The organism is Marinimicrobium locisalis (assembly GCF_039822625.1).
Taxonomy (GTDB): Bacteria; Pseudomonadota; Gammaproteobacteria; order Pseudomonadales; family Cellvibrionaceae; genus Marinimicrobium; species Marinimicrobium locisalis.
The window spans coordinates 1-22100 of the sequence record NZ_JBDLLG010000028.1 but is presented as its reverse complement, the minus strand read 5'-3'; the positions used below and the strand labels follow the sequence as shown (position 1 = coordinate 22100).

20 protein-coding genes are annotated in these 22100 nt (G+C 57.2%); 11 read left to right on the top strand and 9 right to left on the bottom strand.

Annotation, left to right across the window (positions count from 1 at the left end):
• Positions 1 to 10: 10 nt before the first annotated feature.
• Positions 11 to 2218, bottom strand: coding sequence for a response regulator (locus AAE514_RS16235; protein ID WP_347332608.1), 2208 nt, complete (start codon positions 2216 to 2218; stop codon positions 11 to 13).
• A gap of 52 nt (positions 2219 to 2270) precedes the next feature.
• The gene (locus tag AAE514_RS16230; RefSeq protein WP_347332607.1) at positions 2271 to 2471 is read right to left on the bottom strand and encodes a DUF2788 domain-containing protein; all 201 of its coding nucleotides are present in this window, start codon (positions 2469 to 2471) and stop codon (positions 2271 to 2273) included.
• A gap of 219 nt (positions 2472 to 2690) precedes the next feature.
• Between AAE514_RS16230 and AAE514_RS16225 the strand changes: the two genes are divergently transcribed.
• Positions 2691 to 3032, top strand: coding sequence for a hypothetical protein (locus tag AAE514_RS16225; RefSeq protein WP_347332606.1), 342 nt, complete (start codon positions 2691 to 2693; stop codon positions 3030 to 3032).
• Between the two features lie 43 nt (positions 3033 to 3075).
• Here AAE514_RS16225 and nspC read toward each other — a convergent pair whose 3' ends face one another.
• The 3 genes from nspC to speA all read right to left on the bottom strand — a co-directional run bounded on the left by nspC (position 3076) and on the right by speA (position 7662).
• Complete coding sequence (nspC, locus tag AAE514_RS16220; protein WP_347332605.1) at positions 3076 to 4239, bottom strand: carboxynorspermidine decarboxylase; 1164 nt, start codon at positions 4237 to 4239, stop codon at positions 3076 to 3078.
• 17 nt (positions 4240 to 4256) lie between these two features.
• Positions 4257 to 5459 carry a saccharopine dehydrogenase family protein gene (locus AAE514_RS16215; RefSeq protein ID WP_347332604.1) on the bottom strand — a complete coding sequence of 401 codons (1203 nt, stop codon included), beginning with the start codon at positions 5457 to 5459 and terminating at the stop codon, positions 4257 to 4259.
• 280 nt (positions 5460 to 5739) lie between these two features.
• Positions 5740 to 7662 carry a biosynthetic arginine decarboxylase gene (speA, locus tag AAE514_RS16210; protein ID WP_347332603.1) on the bottom strand — a complete coding sequence of 641 codons (1923 nt, stop codon included), beginning with the start codon at positions 7660 to 7662 and terminating at the stop codon, positions 5740 to 5742.
• 361 nt (positions 7663 to 8023) lie between these two features.
• Here speA and AAE514_RS16205 point away from each other — a divergent pair, with 361 nt between their 5' ends.
• The 5 genes from AAE514_RS16205 to AAE514_RS16185 all read left to right on the top strand — a co-directional run bounded on the left by AAE514_RS16205 (position 8024) and on the right by AAE514_RS16185 (position 13024).
• Positions 8024 to 8470, top strand: coding sequence for an NUDIX hydrolase (locus AAE514_RS16205; RefSeq protein ID WP_347332602.1), 447 nt, complete (start codon positions 8024 to 8026; stop codon positions 8468 to 8470).
• 16 nt (positions 8471 to 8486) lie between these two features.
• Positions 8487 to 9569 carry a tRNA 2-thiouridine(34) synthase MnmA gene (gene mnmA / locus AAE514_RS16200; protein WP_430623910.1) on the top strand — a complete coding sequence of 361 codons (1083 nt, stop codon included), beginning with the start codon at positions 8487 to 8489 and terminating at the stop codon, positions 9567 to 9569.
• A gap of 101 nt (positions 9570 to 9670) precedes the next feature.
• Positions 9671 to 10309 (top strand): high frequency lysogenization protein HflD, encoded by a 639-nt coding sequence (gene hflD, locus AAE514_RS16195; RefSeq protein WP_347332600.1) that lies wholly within the window; start codon positions 9671 to 9673, stop codon positions 10307 to 10309.
• A gap of 134 nt (positions 10310 to 10443) precedes the next feature.
• Entirely contained in the window at positions 10444 to 11826 is a 1383-nt protein-coding gene (purB, locus tag AAE514_RS16190) for an adenylosuccinate lyase (protein ID WP_347332599.1), read from the top strand.
• Positions 11827 to 11902: 76 nt separating this feature from the next.
• Positions 11903 to 13024, top strand: coding sequence for a cupin domain-containing protein (locus tag AAE514_RS16185; RefSeq protein ID WP_347332598.1), 1122 nt, complete (start codon positions 11903 to 11905; stop codon positions 13022 to 13024).
• A 14-nt stretch (positions 13025 to 13038) separates the two neighbouring features.
• Here the strand turns inward: AAE514_RS16185 and AAE514_RS16180 are convergent, their stop codons facing one another.
• Positions 13039 to 13842 carry an IclR family transcriptional regulator gene (locus AAE514_RS16180; protein WP_347332597.1) on the bottom strand — a complete coding sequence of 268 codons (804 nt, stop codon included), beginning with the start codon at positions 13840 to 13842 and terminating at the stop codon, positions 13039 to 13041.
• A 327-nt stretch (positions 13843 to 14169) separates the two neighbouring features.
• On the opposite strand from AAE514_RS16180, the gene AAE514_RS16175 reads away from it, so the two are divergent.
• The 5 genes from AAE514_RS16175 to AAE514_RS16155 all read left to right on the top strand — a co-directional run bounded on the left by AAE514_RS16175 (position 14170) and on the right by AAE514_RS16155 (position 19589).
• Entirely contained in the window at positions 14170 to 15516 is a 1347-nt protein-coding gene (locus AAE514_RS16175; protein WP_347332596.1) for an endo-1,4-beta-xylanase, read from the top strand.
• A gap of 248 nt (positions 15517 to 15764) precedes the next feature.
• Positions 15765 to 17438, top strand: coding sequence for a family 16 glycosylhydrolase (locus AAE514_RS16170; protein WP_347332595.1), 1674 nt, complete (start codon positions 15765 to 15767; stop codon positions 17436 to 17438).
• A gap of 228 nt (positions 17439 to 17666) precedes the next feature.
• The gene (locus tag AAE514_RS16165; RefSeq protein WP_347332594.1) at positions 17667 to 18245 is read left to right on the top strand and encodes a DUF2589 domain-containing protein; all 579 of its coding nucleotides are present in this window, start codon (positions 17667 to 17669) and stop codon (positions 18243 to 18245) included.
• Positions 18246 to 18315: 70 nt separating this feature from the next.
• Complete coding sequence (locus tag AAE514_RS16160) at positions 18316 to 19014, top strand: hypothetical protein (RefSeq protein ID WP_347332593.1); 699 nt, start codon at positions 18316 to 18318, stop codon at positions 19012 to 19014.
• Positions 19015 to 19019: 5 nt separating this feature from the next.
• The gene (locus AAE514_RS16155; RefSeq protein ID WP_347332592.1) at positions 19020 to 19589 is read left to right on the top strand and encodes a hypothetical protein; all 570 of its coding nucleotides are present in this window, start codon (positions 19020 to 19022) and stop codon (positions 19587 to 19589) included.
• Positions 19590 to 19645: 56 nt separating this feature from the next.
• Here AAE514_RS16155 and AAE514_RS16150 read toward each other — a convergent pair whose 3' ends face one another.
• The 3 genes from AAE514_RS16150 to AAE514_RS16140 form a co-directional block, all read right to left on the bottom strand.
• On the bottom strand, positions 19646 to 20638 hold the full coding sequence (locus AAE514_RS16150) for a Gfo/Idh/MocA family protein (RefSeq protein WP_347332591.1): 993 nt from the start codon (positions 20636 to 20638) through the stop codon (positions 19646 to 19648).
• Between the two features lie 700 nt (positions 20639 to 21338).
• Positions 21339 to 21740, bottom strand: a complete 402-nt coding sequence (locus AAE514_RS16145) for a hypothetical protein (protein ID WP_347332590.1) — start codon at positions 21738 to 21740, stop codon at positions 21339 to 21341.
• Positions 21741 to 21831: 91 nt separating this feature from the next.
• The coding region (locus tag AAE514_RS16140) for a hypothetical protein (protein WP_347332589.1) at positions 21832 to 22100 on the bottom strand (269 nt) is incomplete at its 5' end.

Sequence of the window (22100 nt, the reverse complement as noted above, 5' to 3'; positions counted from 1 at the left end):
ACGCCTCGAGTCAGTGCCGACCCCGGCCCAGCCACTGCTCAAGCTGCGTTTGCAGCGCCTCGTAACGAATCGGCTTGCCGATATGGTCGTCCATGCCGGCCGCCCGGCAACGGGCCTGGTCTTCTTCGCTCGTGTAGGAGGTCATGGCCACAATGGGCAGATGGCGCCCGCCCTTCTCCGCCTCCTCGGCCCGAATTCTCTCGGTGGCCGAAAGGCCGTCCAGCTCGGGCATGTCGCAGTCCATCAGCACCAAATCAAACTTTTCTTTCTCCAGGGCAGAAAGCGCCTCTTTGCCGTTGCTGGCCATGTGCACCTGGCAACCGAGCTTGCGTAGCATGCCCGAAACCACCATCTGGCTAACCCGTTGGTCTTCCACCATTAAGACGCGCCGCCCGGTGGGGAAATGCACGGCATCTTCCTCTTCCTCGGCTGCTTCGACCTCATGGGGCTCATGGCTCAGAAGGCGGTGCACCATCGTCTCGTAAAGCTTGCGCTGCATGATGGGTTTTTCAATACAGCTCACTTGCGGGTAGGCCTTCAGGTGAGACCTGACCTCTTGGCTGTCGCGCTGCAACAAGCTCATGGCAATGAGCTGAGGCAGCTCGCCCAACTCCGCGTCACTGGCAATATCGCCGGACAGAGTCAAGGCATCAAAGCTGTTCAGCCTGTTGTAGATCAGCACCAAGTCCGAAGGGGCCTCCCCACTGGCCTCTTTCCTCAACTGCTGCAGTGCCTGGCTGTGGCCGTTAACCCGCGAGGCCCTTACCCCCCAGTTCGCCAACTGGTCCACCAAGTCCAGCGCCACCACTTCCGGAACGTCCACCAGAAGCACTCGCTTATTCCTAAGCCGCGGCTCCTGCTGGCCAGAGGCTTCCTGGTACGCGATCACATCCAGCTGAACATTGATAACGATGCGTTTGCCGGACTCTCGGTTATCCGCCAGGTGTACGCTACCGCCCATACACTCGGCCAGACCCTTGCAGATCGAGAGGCCGATACCGCGCATGGGTTCGTCGCCCGCCTCCGAAGTCGCTGATCCGGCATCGGGGCCTTCCACAGAACGGGTGGCGTCGCTCACAACTACCTGTAACTCGCCTTCCTCTTCCTGGCCGGGGTGAAAAACCGCCTCAACAAAAATCTGTTCCATGCCGGACTGCTTAACGGCATAGGTCATCAGAGTACCGAGTATCTGGCCCAGGCGAGTCGCATCTCCCTCCACCCGTCGCGGCAGGTCGCGACTGAATAGGTAGTTGAGTTCAACCCCGTGTTGATGGGCCTCCAACGCAAAATCCTGCACCAGCTTTTCCAGCAGACGGCGCAAATTAAACGGCACCGATTCCAGCACGAGGGATTTGGTGGTAATGCGGGAGAAGTCCACCACGTTGTTAACCAGATCGAGCTGCCGCTCGGCGGCTTTGCTCGCCAGCAGGAGCAGCTCGCGGTGGCGCTCGGAGAGCTGCTCGTCGTCCACCAACGCCAGGGTGCCCAGAATATCGTTCAGGGACGAACGAAACTCCTGACCGAGGTTCACCAGAAATTCGTTTTTTAGGTCAATGGCGGCTTTGGAGCTGCGCTGCTCAAACTCCAGACCCTTGGCGCGCTCGCGCAGGGCATGGTTGGCCTCCAGGCGCTCCCAGTAGGTGTTGGACGTCACTTTGGCCTGGTGGCTGAGCATGACGTAGAACACCAACATAATGCTCCCGTAAAGGTAGCCTTCCACATCAAGCAGCGCTATGGCGGTCAAGCCCGCCGGTACCAACCCAATAGAGAGGTAAGTCGTCAGAAAGCGCCGATAAGGCGCGAAGACGTTGGCCACACTGGAGTAAAACACCACCGAGTAGAGCCACATCACCAGGGTTTCATCACGCATTCCCTGAAGCCACGTCAAGCTCACCAGTATGAAGGCCCACCAGCCGGCGCCCAGAAACGAGGCGGCAAAGTACTGGTTCCGCCACCGGGCTGGCGCCCTCGAATACAACGTATCGAAACGGAACAGGTAGTAGGCGCGCAACAGGGTCAATACCAGCAGGCCCACAATCAAAATAATGGCCAGGGTTTGATACTGTCGGAAAAATTCTCCAAACGTCAGGCAAGAAACCGCCACAATAAAGTTCAGCACCAAACCGCGACGGCTGTATTTGGCGACCCGAGCATCGGTATCGCGCATGACTCGTCGGTCTTTCTGAACTTTCGAGCTGGGAACAAACAACTGCAGCATGTGCGACCTTCCCGACGTTATTGTGTGGTATGGCTCTGGGGGCTAAGGGCTTCTACGGATTGATAATTTCCACCAGAACGGTTTTGATCAGAAAGCCGGCCAGCCCGAGGCCGAGGGCCAGGAACAAAATGAAGGTACCGAAGCGACCGGCTTTTGAACTTTTCGCCAGGTCCCAGACGATAAAGAGCATAAAGGCAATCAGACCACCGATACCCAGGATCAGCGACCAGCTCTCGAACTGCTCAATCGTCATAACGGAACCTCTGTGGCCAATTCGCGCCGCCATTGTATAAAAAAAACGCCGCCCCCGATAGCGCGGAGGTCTCATGGGGCCCTTTTATGGCGGGGGGGCGCCTTTTGTTGGTCCTTTCACAGAACCTGACGGAACGCAGGCGGTTAAGCGCCGTCCAAGCGGTTAGGAGCGTTGTAACGCGCTCGGGGCTCACCATAAACGTTCACAGGAGTTGATACGATGAAAATGACATTTTGGCTGGCAACGGTACTACTGGTGACAGGAGCCATGGCGGGCTGCACTCAGGAGGAGGCCGAAAACACCGCTGAAGAGGCCGCCGAGGAAACTCGGGAAGCCTGGGATGAAACCAAAGAGCATACTGGCGAAGCCTGGGAGGAGACCAAGGAAGCCTCTGGCGAAGTGTGGGATGCCACCAAGGAGAAAGCGGACGAAGCCGGCGATGCCACGCGGGAAGCCGCTGACGAAGCGGGCGACAACCTGCAGGAAGGCTGGAATGAAGTGAAAGAAGAGAGCCGGGAAGCGGCGGATAAGGCGCGCGAGACCATGGACGGCGATGAGTAAGCGCCCAGGGGCGGGCCCCTATGGGCGCCCGCCCCACCACCCCTTAGGACAAGCGCGTTTTGAAGTCATCGTAACCGAATTCCCGAACCACGGCCAATTCGTCCGTACCTGAATCCCACAGCGCGATGGCGGGCAGCGGAACACCGTTGAACGTGCTCGTTTTTACCATGGTGTAGTGGGACATATCGTCAAACAGCAACCGCTGCCCCACCGAAAGCGGCTTATCAAAGCTGTAATCCCCCATAACATCGCCCGCCAGACAGGTCATTCCGCCCAGGCGATAGGTGTGTGCTTTCTCACCCGGTTGGCCACTGCCCAGAATATGGGCCCGGTAGGGCATCTCCAGCGTGTCGGGCATGTGGCAGGTGGCCGAGGTGTCGAGAATCGCCTGATCCAGCTGGTTCCATGTAATGTCCAGCACTTCCGCCACCAGTACGCCGGTGTGAATCGCCACCGCCTCGCCGGGCTCGAGGTAGACTTCCACGTTGTGACGTTGGCGAAAATCCCGCACTAGCGCAATCAGCTCATCCACTTGGTAGCCGGGCTCGGTAATGTGGTGTCCGCCCCCGAAATTGACCCATTCCATGCGTTCGAGCCAGGGGCCGAATTTTTCTTCCACCGCTTTGACCGTGCGCGCCAAGGGTGGCAGGTCCTGCTCGCAGAGCGTGTGAAAGTGCAGGCCTGAAATGCCCTCGAGTTCATCGGGCTCGAACCGGCTGGCGGGAATGCCCATGCGGGAGCCGGGGGCACAGGGGTCATATAGCGGTACTTCCCCTTCGGAGTGCTCGGGGTTGATGCGCAGCCCGAAGCGCAGCTGTGGCCGCGACCGCTGAGCGGCCAGCGCCATCTCCCGAAACCGGCGCCACTGGCTGAAGGAGTTGAATACGACGTGGTCGGAAATTTTCAGAATTTCACTGAGGTCCGATTCGCGAAACGCCGCCGAATAGGTGTGGACTTCGCCGCCGTAGAACTCCCGCCCCAGGCGGGCTTCATGCAGGCCGCTGGCGCAGGTCCCGGACAAGTAGCGCGCGGTCATGTCCCCCAGGCGCCAACAAGAGAATGCCTTCAGCGCGGCCAGCACCTTGGCGCCGCTCTCGCGCTGAACACTGTTGAGCACTTTGAGGTTGTTCTCGATCGCGGCCACGTCCACCACAAAACAGGGGGACGGCACGCGGGCGGGATCGAAGTGGCGAAAAGCTGCTGTCATAGTGGTGTTGAGCCGCCCTACTCTTCCATGCCGGTTTTCTGGGTGACTTCTTCCACTTCCCACGGCAGGCCGTGCTGGTTGAGCGCGTCCATGAAGGGGTCGGGGTCCAGTTGCTCCATGTTCCACACGCCGTCTTTCATCCATTTGCCTTCCAGCATCATTTTGGCACCGATCATGGCGGGCACGCCGGTGGTGTAGGAAATGGCCTGGGATTTAACTTCCCGGTAGCACGCTTCGTGGTCACAGATGTTGTAGACGTAGACGGTTTTGGGTTTGCCGTCTTTTGTGCCCTGGGCCAGGCAGCCAATGCAGGTTTTGCCTTTGGTGCGCGGGCCGAGGCTGGCCGGGTCCGGCAGCAGGGCTTTCAAGAACTGCAGCGGAATAATTTCCTTGCCTTCGAAGTTGACCGGTTCAATGGAGGTCATGCCGACGTTTTGGAGCACTTCGAGGTGCTTGAGGTAATTGTCGGAGAAGGTCATCCAGAACCGGGCCCGTTTAATTTCGGGGAAGTGTTTGGTGATGGATTCCAGTTCTTCGTGGTACATCAGGTAGCAGTTTTTGGGCCCGATGCCGTGGGGGAAGTCGAAGGAGCGTTTTTCGCTCAGCGGGTCGGTTTCTTTCCAACCGCCGTTTTCCCAGTAGCGGCCTTTGGCGGTGACTTCGCGGATGTTAATTTCGGGGTTGAAGTTGGTGGCGAAGGGGTGGCCATGGTCGCCGGCGTTACAGTCGATGATATCAAGGGTGTGGATTTCATCGAGGTGGTGTTTTTTGATGTAGGCGGTGTAGACGTTGGTTACGCCGGGGTCGAAGCCGGAGCCGAGCAGGGCCATTTTGCCCGCTTGAATAAATTTGTCTTGGTAGGCCCATTGCCAACTGTATTCGAATTTGGCTTCGCCGGGTGGTTCGTAGTTGGCGGTGTCGAGGTAGTGGATGCCGGCTTGGAGGCAGGCGTCCATGATGGTGAGGTCTTGGTATGGGAGTGCGACGTTGATGACGAGGTCGGGTTTTTCCCGGTTGAGTAGTTCGACGAGTTCGGGGACGTTGTCGGCGTCGACTTGGGCGGTTTTGATGGGCCGGTCGATTTGTTCGGCGATGGCTTTGCATTTGGCTTCGGTGCGGCTGGCCAATACAATTTCCGAGAATACGTCGGGCACTTGGGCGCATTTGTGGGTTACTACGCCGCCGACGCCACCGGCGCCAATAATCATTACTTTAGCCATTGTGTATCTCCTTAAAGCCAGAAATCTTTTTCAATTCGTCAAGTCCGGTATTGGGAGAGACCATCCATGCAAGACCCGCCGTAAACCCGTCCATGGGGGCTTCTCATCGGCATCCATGCCTCGGCTTTGGCTTCCTGCGTCGCCCTAACACCTACATCCCATGTAGGCGTCAGAGAGTCTTGTATGGATGGTCTCTCCCAATACCTCTGTGCCACAATTACGTGTTGGGCGGGTCGGTCCGACGCATCGGAGCGAAGCGCACCCGCCAAAAAACCTCTAATCAACGCTCAAAATACGTATACCCACGCAAACTATCGGTAAACGCCGCCAACATTTCCTGACGATCGGAAACGTTGATCCGGCCATCCCGGACTGCCTGCTCGGCGGTGGCGCGGAATTGTTTGAACATGGCCTGTGGGTCGTATTCGACGTAGCTGAGTACGTCGGCGATGCTGTCGCCGTGCAGTTCGTGTACGAATTCCATGCCGCCTTCGTGGTTGATCCGCACGCTGGCGACGTTGGTGTCGCCGAATAGGTTGTGCAGGTCGCCCAGGGTTTCCTGGTAGGCGCCCACCAGGAAGACGCCGAGGTAGTATTCTTCGGTGTCTTTGACCGGGTGAACCGATAAGGTTTCGGTGTTGCCGTGGGGGCCGGCGAAGCGGTCGAGTTTGCCGTCGCAGTCGCAGGTGAGGTCGGCGATGATGGCCTGTCGGCTGGGTTTTTCGTTGAGCCGATGGATGGGCATGACCGGGAAGACTTGTTCGATGGCCCAGGAGTCCGGCAGGGACTGGAAGACGCTGAAGTTGCCGTAGTAGATGTCGGCCAGTTGTTGCGGCAGGGTTTCCAGTTCCGCGGGGATGCGCTTGAGTTCGGGCAGCAGTGCGGCGATTTTCTGTAGGCCGGCGAGGTAGAGGTTTTCGCCGAAGGCCCGTTCGCGCAGACTGATTTCGCCCCGGTGGAACATGTCGCGAATTTGGTCGCGATAGTAGGTGACGTCGTTGTAGCTTTCCTGCAGATTGGTGACGGCGATTACTTTGATGGCGTGCCACAGGTTGGACAACTGAGCGTGGCTGTTTTCCGGCAGGTCCTCGGGCAAGGGCGCGGGGTCGAAGTGGCCCACGTCCAGGACGTTGAACAGCAGCACGGAGGTGTGGGCGACGGTGGCTCGGCCGGATTCGGTCACGATCACCGGGTGCGCCACGTCGTGGGGGTCCAGGGCTTGCTGAATGGCTTCGACCACGTCGATGCAGTATTCCTGCACGGAGTAGTTTCGGCTGTGACCGCTGGTGCTGCAGGTGCCGTCGTAGTCGATGGCCAGACCGCCGCCTAGGTCCATGTAGCCCAGGGGGGCGCCTTCGGCCACCAGGTCGATGTAGTACCGGCAGGCTTCGAACACGCCGGTGCGGATGCTGCGAATATTGGGAATCTGAGAGCCCAGGTGGAAGTGCAGCATTTGGAAGCAGTGCAGCAGGCCGGCCTCGCGCAGGCTGTCGACCACATCCACCAGTTGAATGGCGGTCAGGCCGAATAGGCTGCGATCGCCGCTGTCTTCGCTCCAGTGGCCTTCCACTTTGGTGGAAAGTTTAAGGCGGGCGCCAATCAGCGGGTCCACTCCCAAAGCTTTGCTGCGCTCAATAATGAGCGGCACTTCGGCGGGAGTTTCCAGCACGAAAAAGCATTTGAAGCCCAGTTTACGAGCTTGCAACCCCAGGTCGATGAACTCGGCGTCTTTGTAGCCATTACAGATGATCAGGCTTTCCCGGTTCTGCAGGGTGGACAGGGCGATCATCAGTTCGGCCTTGCTGCCCGCCTCGAGGCCGTGGTTGTAGCGTTCGCCAAAGCGGGCGATTTCCGCCACGATGTGGCTCTGCTGGTTGACCTTGATCGGGAAAGCGCCGCGGTAGACTCCCTGGTAGCCGGTGCTCTCGATCGCTTGGGCGAAGGACTCGTTGAGAATACTCAGGCGGCTGTCCACCAGGTTTTCCAGGCGCAGCAGAATGGGCATTTCCAGACCGCGCTGATGCAGCCCCTGGGCAATGTCCATGAGCGAGACGGTCGCCCCCGCCTGGCCATTGGTGGGGGAGCGGACAACGACTTCCCCCTCGGGGGAGACCCCGAAGTATCCACCGCCCCACTCTTCAATGCCGTACAGTTCGGCGGAGTGGCGAGCGGACCAGGCTTGGGAATCATCAGAGTGAGTCAATGCGGCAATTTACCTCATAGTTCATAATGGCAAGGACCGGGCTACCCCCGGAAGCATGTGGCCGGTTTGTGACATTGGTGACAAACCGGTGCGATATAACGCAAAAGGCGCGCAATTTTGCCCAAACGTGAGCCAAAAGCAAAGACTTTTTAACTCGGGACTGGATCGCGCGCCGGAAGCCCTCAACCATGCCAGACTTTCGGCACCGGCGCAAATGCTGCTCTTACCGAGACGCCCCGTTATCTGGCGGACAGAGAGCCCAAGATCCTGTAAACTCCGAGCCGCCAAATGCGGGTATTGAGCGGCCATCGAACCGCTCAACGCCTGCCCTTTCGCCGAAAGCAGTACAAGGATTCTTCACATGACCTGGGCTCCCCACGTCACTGTCGCCACCGTCGTAGAACACGATGGCCGCTTTCTATTCGTCTATGAAGAATCGGAGGGCCGCCAGGTGTATAACCAACCGGCCGGGCACCTGGAGCCAGGAGAGAGCCTGGTGCAAGCTGCGGTGCGCGAAACGCTGGAGGAGACCCGCTGGCAGGTTCGCCCCACTGCCCTGTTGGGCATCGGGCTTTATACCGCCCCGGCCAACGGCGTGACTTACTTGCGCCACACGTTCGCCGCCGAGGCCCTTGAGGAGCACACCGAGCGAGCGCTGGATGAGGGTATTATCGAGCCCCGCTGGCTCACCCGGGAGCAGCTTCTGGCCCACAAAGACCAATGGCGCAGCCCCATGGTGCTGGAAGCGGTTGACGATTACCTGAGCGGCCAGCGTTACCCGCTGGAGCTGTTGCGCCCACATCAGTAGAATGGGATTCATGAGCATGTCCGCTAAACCCCGCGTGATCGTCGGCATGTCCGGCGGCGTCGACTCCTCCGTCACCGCCCTGCTCCTGCAGCAGCAGGGGCATCAGGTCGAAGGCCTGTTTATGAAGAACTGGGACGAGGACGACGGTACCGAATACTGCACCGCCAAGGCCGACCTGGCCGACGCCGAGCGAGTTTGCGAGCGGCTCGGCATTAAGCTGCACACCGCCAACTTCGCCGCCGAGTACTGGGACAATGTGTTCGAGCATTTTCTGGCCGAATACAAGGCCGGGCGCACCCCGAACCCGGACATCCTGTGCAATCGGGAGATCAAGTTCAAAGTCTTTATGGAATACGCCGAAATGCTCGGCGGAGAGCTGATCGCCACCGGCCACTACGTTCGCCGCCAGGACCGGGAGGGGCGTACTTATCTGCTCAAGGGGCTGGACCCGAACAAGGACCAGAGCTACTTTTTACACGCCGTTGGGGAGGCCGAGTTCGCCCGCAGCTTGTTCCCGCTGGGCGAAATCGAAAAGCCCGAGGTCCGGCGCATCGCCGCCGAGCATGGCCTGGCCACCCACGCCAAGAAAGACAGTACCGGTATCTGCTTTATCGGCGAGCGCCGCTTCAAGGATTTTCTGCAACAGTACTTGCCCGCCCAACCGGGCGAGATTCAAACCCCGGAACGCCAGGTTATCGGCGAGCACTCGGGTCTGATGTACTACACCATTGGTCAGCGCCAGGGCCTGGGCATCGGCGGGGTACCCGGCGCCGATGAGTCTCCCTGGTTTGTGGCCGAGAAGGACCTGGAGCGAAACGTGTTGATCGCGGTCCAGGGCGACCACCCCCTGCTGTACAAAAATGGGCTGGAGGCCAGCCAGGTCCACTGGATTAACGGCGAGCCGCCGGCCGAACGCTTCCGCTGCATGGCGAAAACCCGTTACCGCCAGCCCGACCAGGCGTGCGAGGTCTCCGTCAACGGCGACCGGTTGAGCGTGCGGTTCGATGCCCCTCAGCGAGCCATTACCCCGGGGCAGTCTCTGGTGCTGTACGATGGGGATATATGCCTCGGTGGCGCTGTTATCGAGCAGGCCGTGTAGCAGGTTACAATCGTTGAAAACGGCGGATGCGCTACGCTTATCCGCCCGCAACCGATCATCAAACTGACGCGTAACACCGATATTAAGGACCCCAACACCCCGTGACCGATAAGCTCGACAACGTCTGTATTGCCCTGGCCGGCCTTTTTCAGGCCACCGGACTGGTGGAGCAAATCGCCAAAACCGGCTACGTACCCGGCGATGTGTATCGCTGCTCCATCGAGAGCCTCTTTGCCATGGACCCACCCAACACCCGGGCGGTCTACGGCGACTCACTGGCCAACCTCATATTCGGGCTGGAGATCCTTCAGCAGACCCTGGAGACAGGCAACCAGCAGCATAAAGACGCGCTGCGGTACGCCCTGGGCATTCTCCACCTGCAGCGCAAACTCAGCGGACGCAAGGACATGCTCGGGGTGCTCGGCACCCGGCTTAAACAGGCCGCCCGTCAGGCGGAGCACTTTTCCAGCACGCACGAGAACGTCATCGGCAACCTCGCCGACCTGTACAAAGAAACCATCAGCACCTTCCGGTTTCGGGTTCAGGTCACCGGGGACCAGAATTACCTGCAACAGCCTCGTATCGCCAACCAGATCCGGGCACTGCTGCTCGCCGGCATTCGCTCCGCCACCCTTTGGCGGCAGGTGGGCGGCAGCCGTTGGCAGCTGTTATTCCAACGGCGCAAAATGGCGGCCACCGTGGACCGGTTGCTGCGAGAAGCAAAAGCCGACCTCCCGTAGGGCACGGTATGCGCGAAGCGCGCCACCTGCCGTTTCAGGTTGGCGCCATCGCCCCAGGCCACTGCGCCCAACCCCATTTTCCGGTACAATAACCGCCTTTTCCCGAACCGTTTGAACCCAAGCAAGAGACTCTCATGGCATCCCCGACCTTTGACCAACTGACGCCCCTGAACGCCGTTTCCCCCATTGATGGCCGCTATGGCAGCAAAACCGAAGCGCTTCGCGCCGTTTTCAGCGAATTCGGTTTGATTCACTGCCGTGTGGCGGTGGAAGTTCGCTGGCTGCAGCGCCTGAGCGAGCATCCGGGCATTGCCGAAGTGCCCACTTTCAGCGCGCAGACGCACAAACAACTGGATACCATCGTCGCCAACTTCAACGAGTCCGACGCCGAGAAAATTAAAGAAATAGAACGCACCACCAACCACGACGTCAAGGCCGTGGAATACTTTCTGAAAAAGCAGTTTGCCGGCAACTCGGAGCTGGAAGCGGTACTCGAGTACGTACACTTCGCCTGTACCAGTGAAGACATTAACAACCTGTCTCACGCCCTGATGCTCAAAACCGGTCGCGACCAGCTGCTCGCCCAAGCGAAGGACATTATCGAGGCCATCACCAAACTGGCCCACGACTACGCCGCCGACCCCATGCTGTCCCGCACCCACGGCCAGACCGCCTCCCCCACCACCGTGGGTAAGGAAATGGCCAATGTGGTGGCGCGCCTGCGCCGTCAAGTAAAGCAGATCGAACAGGTCGAACTGCTGGGTAAAATCAACGGCGCCGTGGGCAATTACAACGCTCACTTGGCCACCTACCCGAACATCGACTGGTCCAGCAACGCCAAAACCTTTGTGGAAGGGCTGGGCCTCGCCTGGAACCCTTACACGACTCAGATTGAACCACACGACTACATTGCCGAGCTGTTCGACGCCATTGCCCGGTTCAACACCATCCTGATCGACTTTGATCGCGATATCTGGAGCTACATCTCCCTGGGTTACTTCAAGCAGAAGACCATTGCGGGTGAGGTGGGCTCCTCCACCATGCCGCACAAGGTCAACCCCATTGATTTTGAAAACTCCGAAGGCAACCTGGGGCTAGCCAATGCCGTGTTCACCCATCTGGCCCAGAAGCTCCCAATCTCCCGCTGGCAGCGCGACCTGACCGACTCCACCGCGCTGCGCAACATGGGTGTGGGTTTCGGTTATAGCTTTATTGCCTACGCCTCCACAATGAAAGGCATCGGCAAGCTGGAAATCAACCGCGCGCGCCTGGCGGCGGACCTGGACAACGCCTGGGAAGTATTGGCCGAGCCAATCCAGACCATCATGCGCCGATACGAGGTGGAAGAGCCCTATGAAAAACTCAAGGCGCTCACCCGTGGTCAAACGATTAACCAGAAAGTGCTGGATGACTTTGTCGCCGGCCTGGATATTCCCGAAGAAGCCAAGGAAGCCATTCGGGCGCTAACGCCGGGCAATTACATCGGCAACGCCGAAACGCAAGCGAAGAATATTTAGCAGGGGTAATGGCGGATGCGCTTGACGCTCATCCGCCCTCCTCTCCGCCAGCCATTCAAACAACTGTACCCTTACCATGCCCCTAACCCACCTCGGCAACACCTCCGTCGACACATTCCTGCGCGAGTACTGGCAAAAAAAGCCACTACTAATCCGCAATGCCTTTCCGGATTTCGAGTCCCCGATTGATGGAGACGAGCTCGCCGGGCTGGCGCTGGAGGAAGATGTCGAGTCGCGCCTGGTTCTGGAGCACGGCCAAACGCCCTGGGAACTGCGACAAGGGCCGTTCGAGGAACACACGTTTAGCCATCTGCCCAACAGCCACTGGACACTATTGGTGCAAGCCGTGGACCAATGGGTACCGGAGGTTCAGGCCTTACTAGCGGACTTCCGCTTCCTACCCGACTGGCGCCTGGACGATATTATGGTCAGCTACGCCACCGATCAAGGCAGCGTCGGCCCGCACTTCGATTACTACGATGTTTTTCTTCTGCAAGGGTCGGGCAAAAGGCGGTGGCGTATCGGCCAGCAATGCGACAGCCAAAGCCCCCGCGTTGAAGGCACGGCGCTGAATATCCTTAAGGATTTTTACCCCGAAGACGACTGGGTTCTCAACCCCGGAGATATGCTGTACATCCCGCCCGGAGTCGCCCACTGGGGCACGGCGGAAGGCGATGACTGCATTACCTATTCCATCGGCTTTCGCGCACCGAGCGTGGCGGACGTTCTGACCGAACTGAGCCAGGACATCGCCAGCGGGCTGACCAATGACCAACGCTACCGAGACCCGGCCCAGCCTCTGGGCGCCACCGCCGGGGAAATCCCACCGGAGACACTCAACACGCTGCGCGCATTAATTCAGGAGCAGCTAACCGATACGGCCCTGGCCGACTGGTTCGGTCGTTACATGACCTTGCCAAAATACCCCGAACTGGAACCGGAAGAAGGAGAGGAAGGGGACTGGCAGAATTTTGAACAGCTCGAACGGCACCCCGCCAGCCGCTTCGCCTACACGGCCGATGCCGACAACGCGCACCTTTACGTCGACGGGGAACAGTACCACTGCTCCCTGGCACTGGCGCACTGCCTGTGCGAAACCTACGTCCGGCCCGTGGCCTCACTCAAAGCCGCCGCGCGGGATGAGCAGGACCACGAGATAATGGCCCAGTTGGTGGAGCGGGGCAAGCTGTGGGGGTAAAAAAGCAAAAAGAGTCAAAGCCCCCCTAGCTGGCTGCCGATTTTCGCGGTAGCGGCCTGCAACCGATCGATAACCTCTTCCACGGGGCACGGAAGCGGCTTGGACTGAATAAACGGCACAATCAGCCCCGCAATGGGCTCTTCCCGGCCGAATACCGGGCTGGCCAAGTCAGTCACCCCGTCCACAAAATCACTGGGGCGGCACACATAGCCCTGAGCCGCAGCTTCCTCCGCCTCTTTTAAGAACTGCTCCAACCGCTTCGCTTCATCCGGGCCTGCAAGCTGCGGCCGCCACGCCGCTTTCTCTGCCTCGGAGCGCATACCGTAGAGCAATAAACCGGAGGCGGCATCAATCACCCGCCGCCGATACCCCAGGCGGACCGCAAACCCCAGATCCCGCGGGCTTTCAATTCGGGCCACCACCACCACCTGGCCACCCGAAGGCACCACCAAATGACAGGACTGCCCCACGGAGTGGGCCAACTCTTTCATAATAGGCAGCGCCACATCCAGCAGCGTGCGGGTGGGCGCTTGAGCCATCCCCAGGGCAAAGAGGTGGTTGGTCAGCTCGTACCCTTCCCCATCGTCCGACTGGGCGATGTACCCCCGGTATTCCAGGGTTAGCACCATACGGAATAACTCACTCACCGAGCGCCCCAGGCGCGAGGCGATCTGAGAGGTGGTCATGGGCACACCGTCTTTGGCCAACAACTCAAGAATATCCAGGCCTTTTTCCAACGCGGGCGCACGGTATTTACGCTCCGCGTCATCGTGGGAACTGACCCCCCCTTTTTCCGGGGGGATAACTGACTTGGCCATGATCGCTCCTTTTTAACGTTATTAGTGTTTGCAGACTACCATAGAAGTTTTATATGTGAAAACGAAGAAATAAAACAACGGTTAATTGTCAACACTATATTGTCGTTTATGTGACGCAATACTCATTATTTTAGTAATTTTAGCCCTTTTCCTACCCCTAATCGCGCACGGCGGCGCCCCATTTTTCCGCCCTTTTGCTCAGATCTGATTCGGGCGTTTTTTACTTGAGCTTTCCTTCAGAGATAAGTAGACTCTTGTAGTTCAAATGACTACAACAAGACCGAAAGCGCGCCTTACGGTCATCATCAACACTTTTGGGGACTTCCTATGACCACACCCAATACACCCTTCCGTTTATCAGCATTGGCCACGGCCGTGCTCGCTGTGTCTTTGACCGCCTGCGGCGGCAGCTCCTCCGATGATAACGGAAACTCTTCCAGCTCAAGCAGCAGTGAAGCCAGTTCCACCAGTGAAAGCGCCAGCTCAAGCAGCGCCAGCGAGACCAGCAGCAGTGAGGCTAGCGCCTCCAGCCAGTCCTCCTCCGCAAGCAGCGCAAGCCCCAGTGATTACATTTCAATCGACCCGGACTTCCAGCTATCGTTCCTGGCGGACTTCCCGGTGGGCGTTGCTGTCTCAGCGGCCTATGAAAGCTACAGCATTTTCAATCACGATGACGCCGCGGCTCGCCAAGACGTGATCGTTAATCATTTCGACCAGCTCACCGCCGGCAACATCATGAAGATGAGCTATCTGCATCCGGAAGAAAACCGCTACGAGTTTGAGAATGCCAACCAGTTCGTAAACTTCGCTCAGACCAATGGCATGAGCGTTCACGGCCACGCCCTGGTATGGCACTCCGATTACCAGGTCCCGGATTTTATGAAGGGCTACGAAGGCGACTGGCGAGCCATGCTCACCGAGCACGTCACCACCATCGTCAATCATTTCGATGAACAGTATGGCGATACCCTCGTCAGTTGGGATGTGGTCAACGAAGCGGTCGACAACTACTCCAGCAACCCCGCCGACGGCTGGCGCCACTCGGTTTTCTACAACTATGAGCCTCCCGCCACAGGCGAAGTGCCGCCTTATATTGAAGTAGCCTTCCAGGCCGCCCATGACGCCAAGCCGGAACTGGAGCTCTACTACAACGACTACGATAACACCGCCAACGCGGACCGCCTGGGCAAAACCCTGGAAATTGCCGAGCACCTGAACGGCAAGGGCATCATCGACGGCGTGGGTTTCCAGATGCACGTTTACATGGACTACCCCTCCCTTAACGACTTCCAAAACGCCTTTAAGTCTGTCGTTGATATGGGCCTGAAGGTTAAAGTCACGGAGCTGGATGTGGCCGTGGTTAACCCCTACGGTGGCGGCGAACCGCCCCCCCAGCCCGAATACGACCTGGAGCTGGCCACCGCCCAGAAAGTACGTTTCTGCCAAATCGCCGAGGTCTATCTGGACACCGTTCCGGCCGAGCAGCGCGGCGGTTTCACCGTATGGGGCTTGACCGATGATGAAAGCTGGTTGATGCAACAATTCTCGAACGCCGTCGACGGCGCGGACTATGAGGACGTTTGGCCGCTGCTGTTCAACGCGGACCTGTCTGCCAAGCCCGCCCTGCAAGGGGTAGCGGATGCGTTTACCGGCAAAGGCTGTACCGCCGAGTAATCCGCCCACCTTTTGTGGTTTTTACGCCAACCCGTCGTGCCTGGTACCCGTTGTGCCAGGTAATAGGCACGACGGGTCCAGCCCACAGCCAAGTGTGATTTCCCTCACAGAACCTTCCCAAAAGATTCCCAAAAAACGCACCACTTTCCATTCCCGCCGCAAAGTGGGAAGGCCTTTCCTCCCTCACATGCTTTCCTTACTTCACCGTATTTCGGTCATCCAACAACCATGCTATATGTGAGGAAAAAATGAGGATTCAATATCTTTTACGTTCTAAACGTTTTTTTCGGCAGTGGTTTTTTACACTACTGGCATGCACTACCGCGATAGGCGCTTACGCGCAGTCCGGCAACCTCGCGCTCGAGGGCACCGCCTCGGCCAGCACTCAAGACCTGGCCGCCAGCAATGCCATCGACGGCGATATGAACACCCGCTGGGCCTCGGCGGCGCAGACCGACCCCTCCCACATCACTATTGACCTGGGGCAGTCCTACCGTCTGTCCAGTGTGGTCATTCACTGGGAAGCGGCCAATGCCGACACCTACGAAGTCCAAGGCTCCAACGACAACGCCAACTGGACCACCCTGGCCACCCGCACCGGCGGCGCCTTCGGCGACCGGACCGATACCGTGAACGTCGACGGGCAATACCGCTATGTTCGGATGCTCGGCATCAGCCGCAGCGCTGGCAACGCCTGGGGCTACTCCATCTGGGAAATGGACGTGTACGGCCAGGCCGGAGGCACTAACCTCACCCTGCAAGCGGAGGATTACACCAACGCCCACGACACCACCGCCGGCAACAGCGGGGGCGCCCACCGCAGCGACAATGTCGACATTGAAGCCACCACCGATACCGACGGTGGCCACAACGTCGGCTGGACCGCCGCCGGCGAATGGTTGGAATACCCCGTCACCCTGGAAGCGGGCACCTACACCGTCAGCTCACGGGTCGCTTCCGAGGTGGGCGACGGACAATTCACCATTGATCTAGGCGGCTCGGAAATCGTCGGCACCCAGAACGTCGAGTACACCGGCGGCTGGCAATCCTGGACGACTCTCACCTCCTGGCCCATCGACCTGCCCGCGGGCCAACACACCGTGCGGGTTAACGTACACAGTGGTGAGTTTAATCTGAACTGGATCCGGTTCACACCGGCCGGGGGCAACAACCCCGGGACCCCCGAAGAGCAACTGGTCTGGAGCGATGAGTTCGACACCATCAACACCAACCACTGGACCTTCGAAACCGGCGGCTGGGGCTGGGGCAACCAGGAGCTGCAATACTACACCGACGGCGACAACGCCTACATTGAGCACGACCCGCAAGCGGACAGTAACGTACTGGTGCTCGAAGCCCGCCAGGAGAACCCCCAGGCCCACGATTGCTGGTACGGCTACTGCGAATACACCTCCACCCGAATGATTTCCAAGGGAAAACAGGCATTCGAGTACGGCCGAATGGAGGCGCGCATCAAGCTGCCGCAAACCCAAGGCATTTGGCCCGCGTTTTGGATGTTGGGCAACGACTTCGATAACGCCGGGTGGCCCCAGAGCGGCGAGATCGACATTATGGAACACGTGGGCTACGAGCCCAACCTGACTCACGGCGCCCTGCATGGCCCTGGCTACTCCGGCGACACCCCGATCAACGGCACCCACGATCTGGGCGAGCGCGCCGACGCCAACTACCACGTGTACGCCGTAGAATGGGACGAAAACGGCATCGACTGGTACGTGGACGATGTGAACTTCTACAGCGTCACCCGGGCCGAGGTGGAACAATACGGCAACTGGGTGTACGACCAACCGTTCTTCTTCCTGCTAAACGTCGCCGTGGGCGGCAGCTGGCCGGGCGAGCCCGACGCCAGCAGTCGTTTTCCCCAGCGGATGTATGTGGATTATGTCAGAGTGTATCGATAAAAGCCCGCCAATAATTTGCGCCCTTTCGGGCGCAAACTCCATCTTCCCAAACCAAGAAAAGCGATTTCACTCCATAAATAAAGAAATCTCTGCTTTTTGTTTAGTACAACGCCACAATCTGACATGCGAACTTGAGCGCTTTAGTAGCGACTCCTACACTTCAATGAGAAGTGCTCTGTTCCTTCGAACGGGCATCCCTTCCACGGTAGCATTTAAAGGAATCTTCTTATGGCACTCGGCGACGAACTTTCAAGCATTGACTTCAAATCCATGATCGGCGGGCCACTGGATGCAGTGGTGAGAGCGCAAGCGCAGTCGGCACAAACCTCGGTTGACTTCATTAAATCGGTGGGTTTTGAGCAAGACAGCAATGAACCAACAATGATTACCTTCAGCTACATGAAGGCACTGGAATCAACCGATGGCGACGGCAACACCACCGTAACACCGACCAAATACGACCTGACAGTCCCCATTCTGACGATGCTTCCCATACCCTTCATCCGGGTAGAGGAGACCACCATTGATTTCAACGCCAAAATCAACTCCGTCCAAGAGTCGACAACCACGTCCTCCCATGACCTGAACACCAAGCTCTCTGCAAAAGCAGGGTGGGGGCCGTTCTCGGCAAAACTCAGTGCAAGCTACTCTTACAAACGCTCAACCTCGGCCAGCTCCAAAATAGAGCGAACCTACAGCATGTCGGTTCACGTCAGGGCCGTGCAGGACGAGCTTCCGGCGGGAACGGAGCGGCTTCTAGGCATACTGGAAAACTCCATTCAAGAAGTGCCCTCTAACGGGCAATAGCGAAAGCTAAGAAATGCGCACTGGCGGGCCCGCAACAAGGCTCGCCTAACCACCGACAAAGGATCACACTATGTCAGAACTGAGCACGGTACTAGGGACACTAATGGTTAGCCTAGTACACGCCCGTCGCATGGCGGATGAAGAAACCGCGGCAGTTGCCGAATACTACAAGGACCATCCCTTACTGGAAGGAATGAGCCTGCCCCGCGTTCGCGTGCCAGAGCTAACCATCGACATGCCTATCACACTAGACGAACATGAAATGGAAAGCGAAGCAAAGCTCAACGCCCCCGCCACTATCCAAAAAGCCATTACCGACCAACTAAAGGAGTCCATGAGCGAAGAGGGTGTGGACGACGACGGTGAAGACTTCGCAAAAACGTTTTCTCAGGAAACTAAGAAAGTTCTGGAACAAATTAATAGCCGGCATAAATCACTTGGCGGTAAAATAAGTCGGGAAGAAGTCGTCAGGGCCGTTGATGATTCACTGCGTCGGACCCTAAAAAAATCCAACCTTGACCGCTCTGTTCCCAGCGAGAAAAAAGAGAGCATTATCAAAGCTATACGACACAAGGTATCCGCGATTTCCCTGAAAGCCCCTTCTAAACCTCAGGCTTTCAAAGCGTCAGCCATTACCAGTGCCGTCAAAGAGAAGGCCACCTCCGAATCCGCGGTTCGACTGCGCATCACTCTACGAGAAGAAGGGCTGGAGTGGGCCACGGGGCAGAGCAGCGACGGTTCAATCCGCAGCCAGCTTCAGCCTGAATAACGTCGATGAAGGCCGTTATCCGGGAACAAATCGTCGAACAACTCATGCGCTTGCCCGCTATCGTAGACCAATACCTGGCCCACGACAGCCACTTTATTGGGAACACGCTGCGCTGGATGCGGGAGACTGAAGAAAAGCTTCAGAGCTCGCGCTTACCGATCGTCTCTGAAATATCAACATTGCGCGGGCTGATCGCCGCAACCGACGAGGGCTACACTGAACCCCATGTAGTGACCGCTCAAAAAAGCAGCCGAAAAACCCGTCGAGTCATGGTTATGCATTTGCTCAGGAGCGCCGAGCAAACCCTGCGTGAGCAGGCCACTCAAATCGATAGGGAATTTGACGATTTTAAGGACAAGCTTTCTCAGCTTCTGGCCGTAGCCTCCGCGAAAAAACCGCTTCCCGCTCCCAAGGCAATTGATACTCTCTATCTTGATAAAGTCTGGGCGCTACTGAAAGACTCGCCAGAAAACAAGAACCTCTACTTTTACCTACAGGCTAGGCTTCCAGAAACCGACCGGCGGTACTTATTGCAAGACCTATTACATCACCTGCTACAGCCAGGTGGGAATTGAGGTCGTAGGCACCCATAAGCGACACCCCTCTATTGAGGAGGGCTATTGTCCATGCTTTATTCAAAGCCATAACGCAGCGGCAACTTTTTACGAATGTCATCCAGCACGCCCATAATATTGACGGTTTCTTGGACGGGAATTATTGGGCTCTCTTGCAGCCCCTCTCGGATACAGCGAGCGGCCTCTCGAGCCTGATATACAAAGCCGTTCTCGGCATTCTCGGTGTGAACGATTTCCTCACCGGTTACCGCCGAACCTTCCAGGTGCCTAAGGGTAAAGTCCCCGAGGTTTTGAAAGTGGGGGTATTCAAGATAGCCTTGGTCCCCGTAAAACGAGGCCAGGTGAGGCATCAACAAATTAAAGCTGGTGTTCACAGCGGCAAGGCAGCCGGAGGGAAACGATAGCTGGTAGGAAGCCACTTCATCCACCCCCGTATCACTAAAGCGACAAGTCGCGCTCGTGACCTGGGGCACCTCACCAAGCACATAGCACAACATACTGATGGGGTAGATGCCCATATCCAAGGTCACGCCCCCGGCCAGCGTCGGGTCCAGCAAGCGGCCACGGTAGTGCTCGGGGGCCACGCCACCAAAATTGATGGTGGCCATCTTAACCTCGCCAATGGCCCCGCCTTGCAAGCTCTCCCGCAGCTTAACCATACTGGGCAGGAAGCGAGTCCAAATGGCCTCCATCATAAAACACTGGTTGGCCCTTGCCAGGTGTTGCAGCCGCCGGGCTTCCTCGGCATTGACCGTGAAGGGCTTCTCGATCACCACATGCTTGCCATGCTCAAGGCAAAAAGCGGCATTGCTTGCATGAAAGTTATGGGTGGTCGCAATGTAGATAACATCCACATCCGAGCGGGCCACCAATGAGGGGTAGGTTTCGGCCGCAATACCGTACTCCCGCGCAAACGTCTCGGCCTTTTCAGGCGTCCGAGAGGCCACCGCCACCAGCTCACAGCCCTGTTCCAGACGTATCGCGTCGGCCATTTTATGAGCAATAATTCCCGCCCCGACAATACCCCAGCGAATGGTTCGTTCTGACAAAATTCGTACTCCCACTGTGAACAAAAAGGCCACAAAGCCATGCCATAGAGTAATGGGTTTAGGCGGCATTTTCCATTCGAAGTTGAAGCAACTCCGGCTCCAGGCTCCGCCACCGGCCTAAAAGCGCTCGGTGAGTGTGCCTTGTCCACACTGTCAGGGACCATGCAGGTAATGGACCGCTTGCAACGAGCGCCCCCAAACCGCCGGTCTGAAAACTATTTAATTACCTAGAGAGAACGACGACCTCCGGGCTTGTTCAACAATGATATAGGTTGCGGCAAGCGCAACATATCCTTATTCGTTAGAGGTGCTGCCTGGCCACCGCCCGCAACCAAAAGTACAGACCCGTACCAACGAATAGAAGAAACAGAACAGCGAGGAAATTAGCGACATACTTGAAGAACGCAGGCAATTTCACGGTGGCGGCCCAGGCAAAATCTTGCCTTAGCGCAAGTATTTTCCTAACCGATTTGATATCTTCTTTCGGAAGATTCTGCATATCTTTTTCTAACCGTTTACATCTTATGTAAAACCAAGGCAGCCAGAGGCATAGCCCTATTATAAATATAGAATTAAGTACGTCTTCGCTCAACACTTAGTTTTCCTCTAACGACAAGATCACCTGCGATTTTTGCGGAGAGCATTTGTGTAAAATGGAGCTACGCTACATACACAAATGAGCGTAGAAAAATTGTCAGATTCAGATTTTTGTTAGCTTTACTTTTACTACCCAAAACATACTTATATGCACAATACACGGCGGCACTAAGATTAAACTTACCCAAACAACCTGATTAATAACGTTATTAACAGACAGTGCATCACCTACTAACCCGACCGATATGGGCACTGCAACTATGACTGCACAAATAATACAAGCAACAGCTCCTTTTAGAGCTTGTCGCACACCGCCACTAAACCAGACCGATGGAAATAACACCAACAGTGAAATAAACCATCCGGCTCCGAATGGTACGGGGAAATATTCCGTCCATAGTGAGTTCGGCACTATTTTACTGAATAAAAATTGGTGCGGGAACAATATAATAACGACGACAATCAGTAACCCACTAATTAAAGCTGGTACATATTTTCTAATCACTCGAAACTCCCTGCAAAGCTAACGACGGTGTAATTTTCCGGAGCAAAGTGTCCATTTTATAGGTGCAAGATCAGTCCGCTTCAGGCTCTGGTTATGGCTTTAAGTCCCCAGACCACCCCAAGGCAATTGTTAGAACCCCATTATCTTGGATGGCTTGATTGTCATATACCATTTTCTCAAAACTATCCACTTGCTCGAAAAATCTACGTGCATGTTCGGGGGTAAGATAGGGATCCCAATCAGTTGCTAACAGTTGATCGATCTCCTCTAATGAAGAGATTTCTTTTTCTCTTTTTTGGTTCTTCGTAAAACTCTGTGGAGCGCTACGGCAGCATATCGAGCTTTCCACAGTGAAACAGT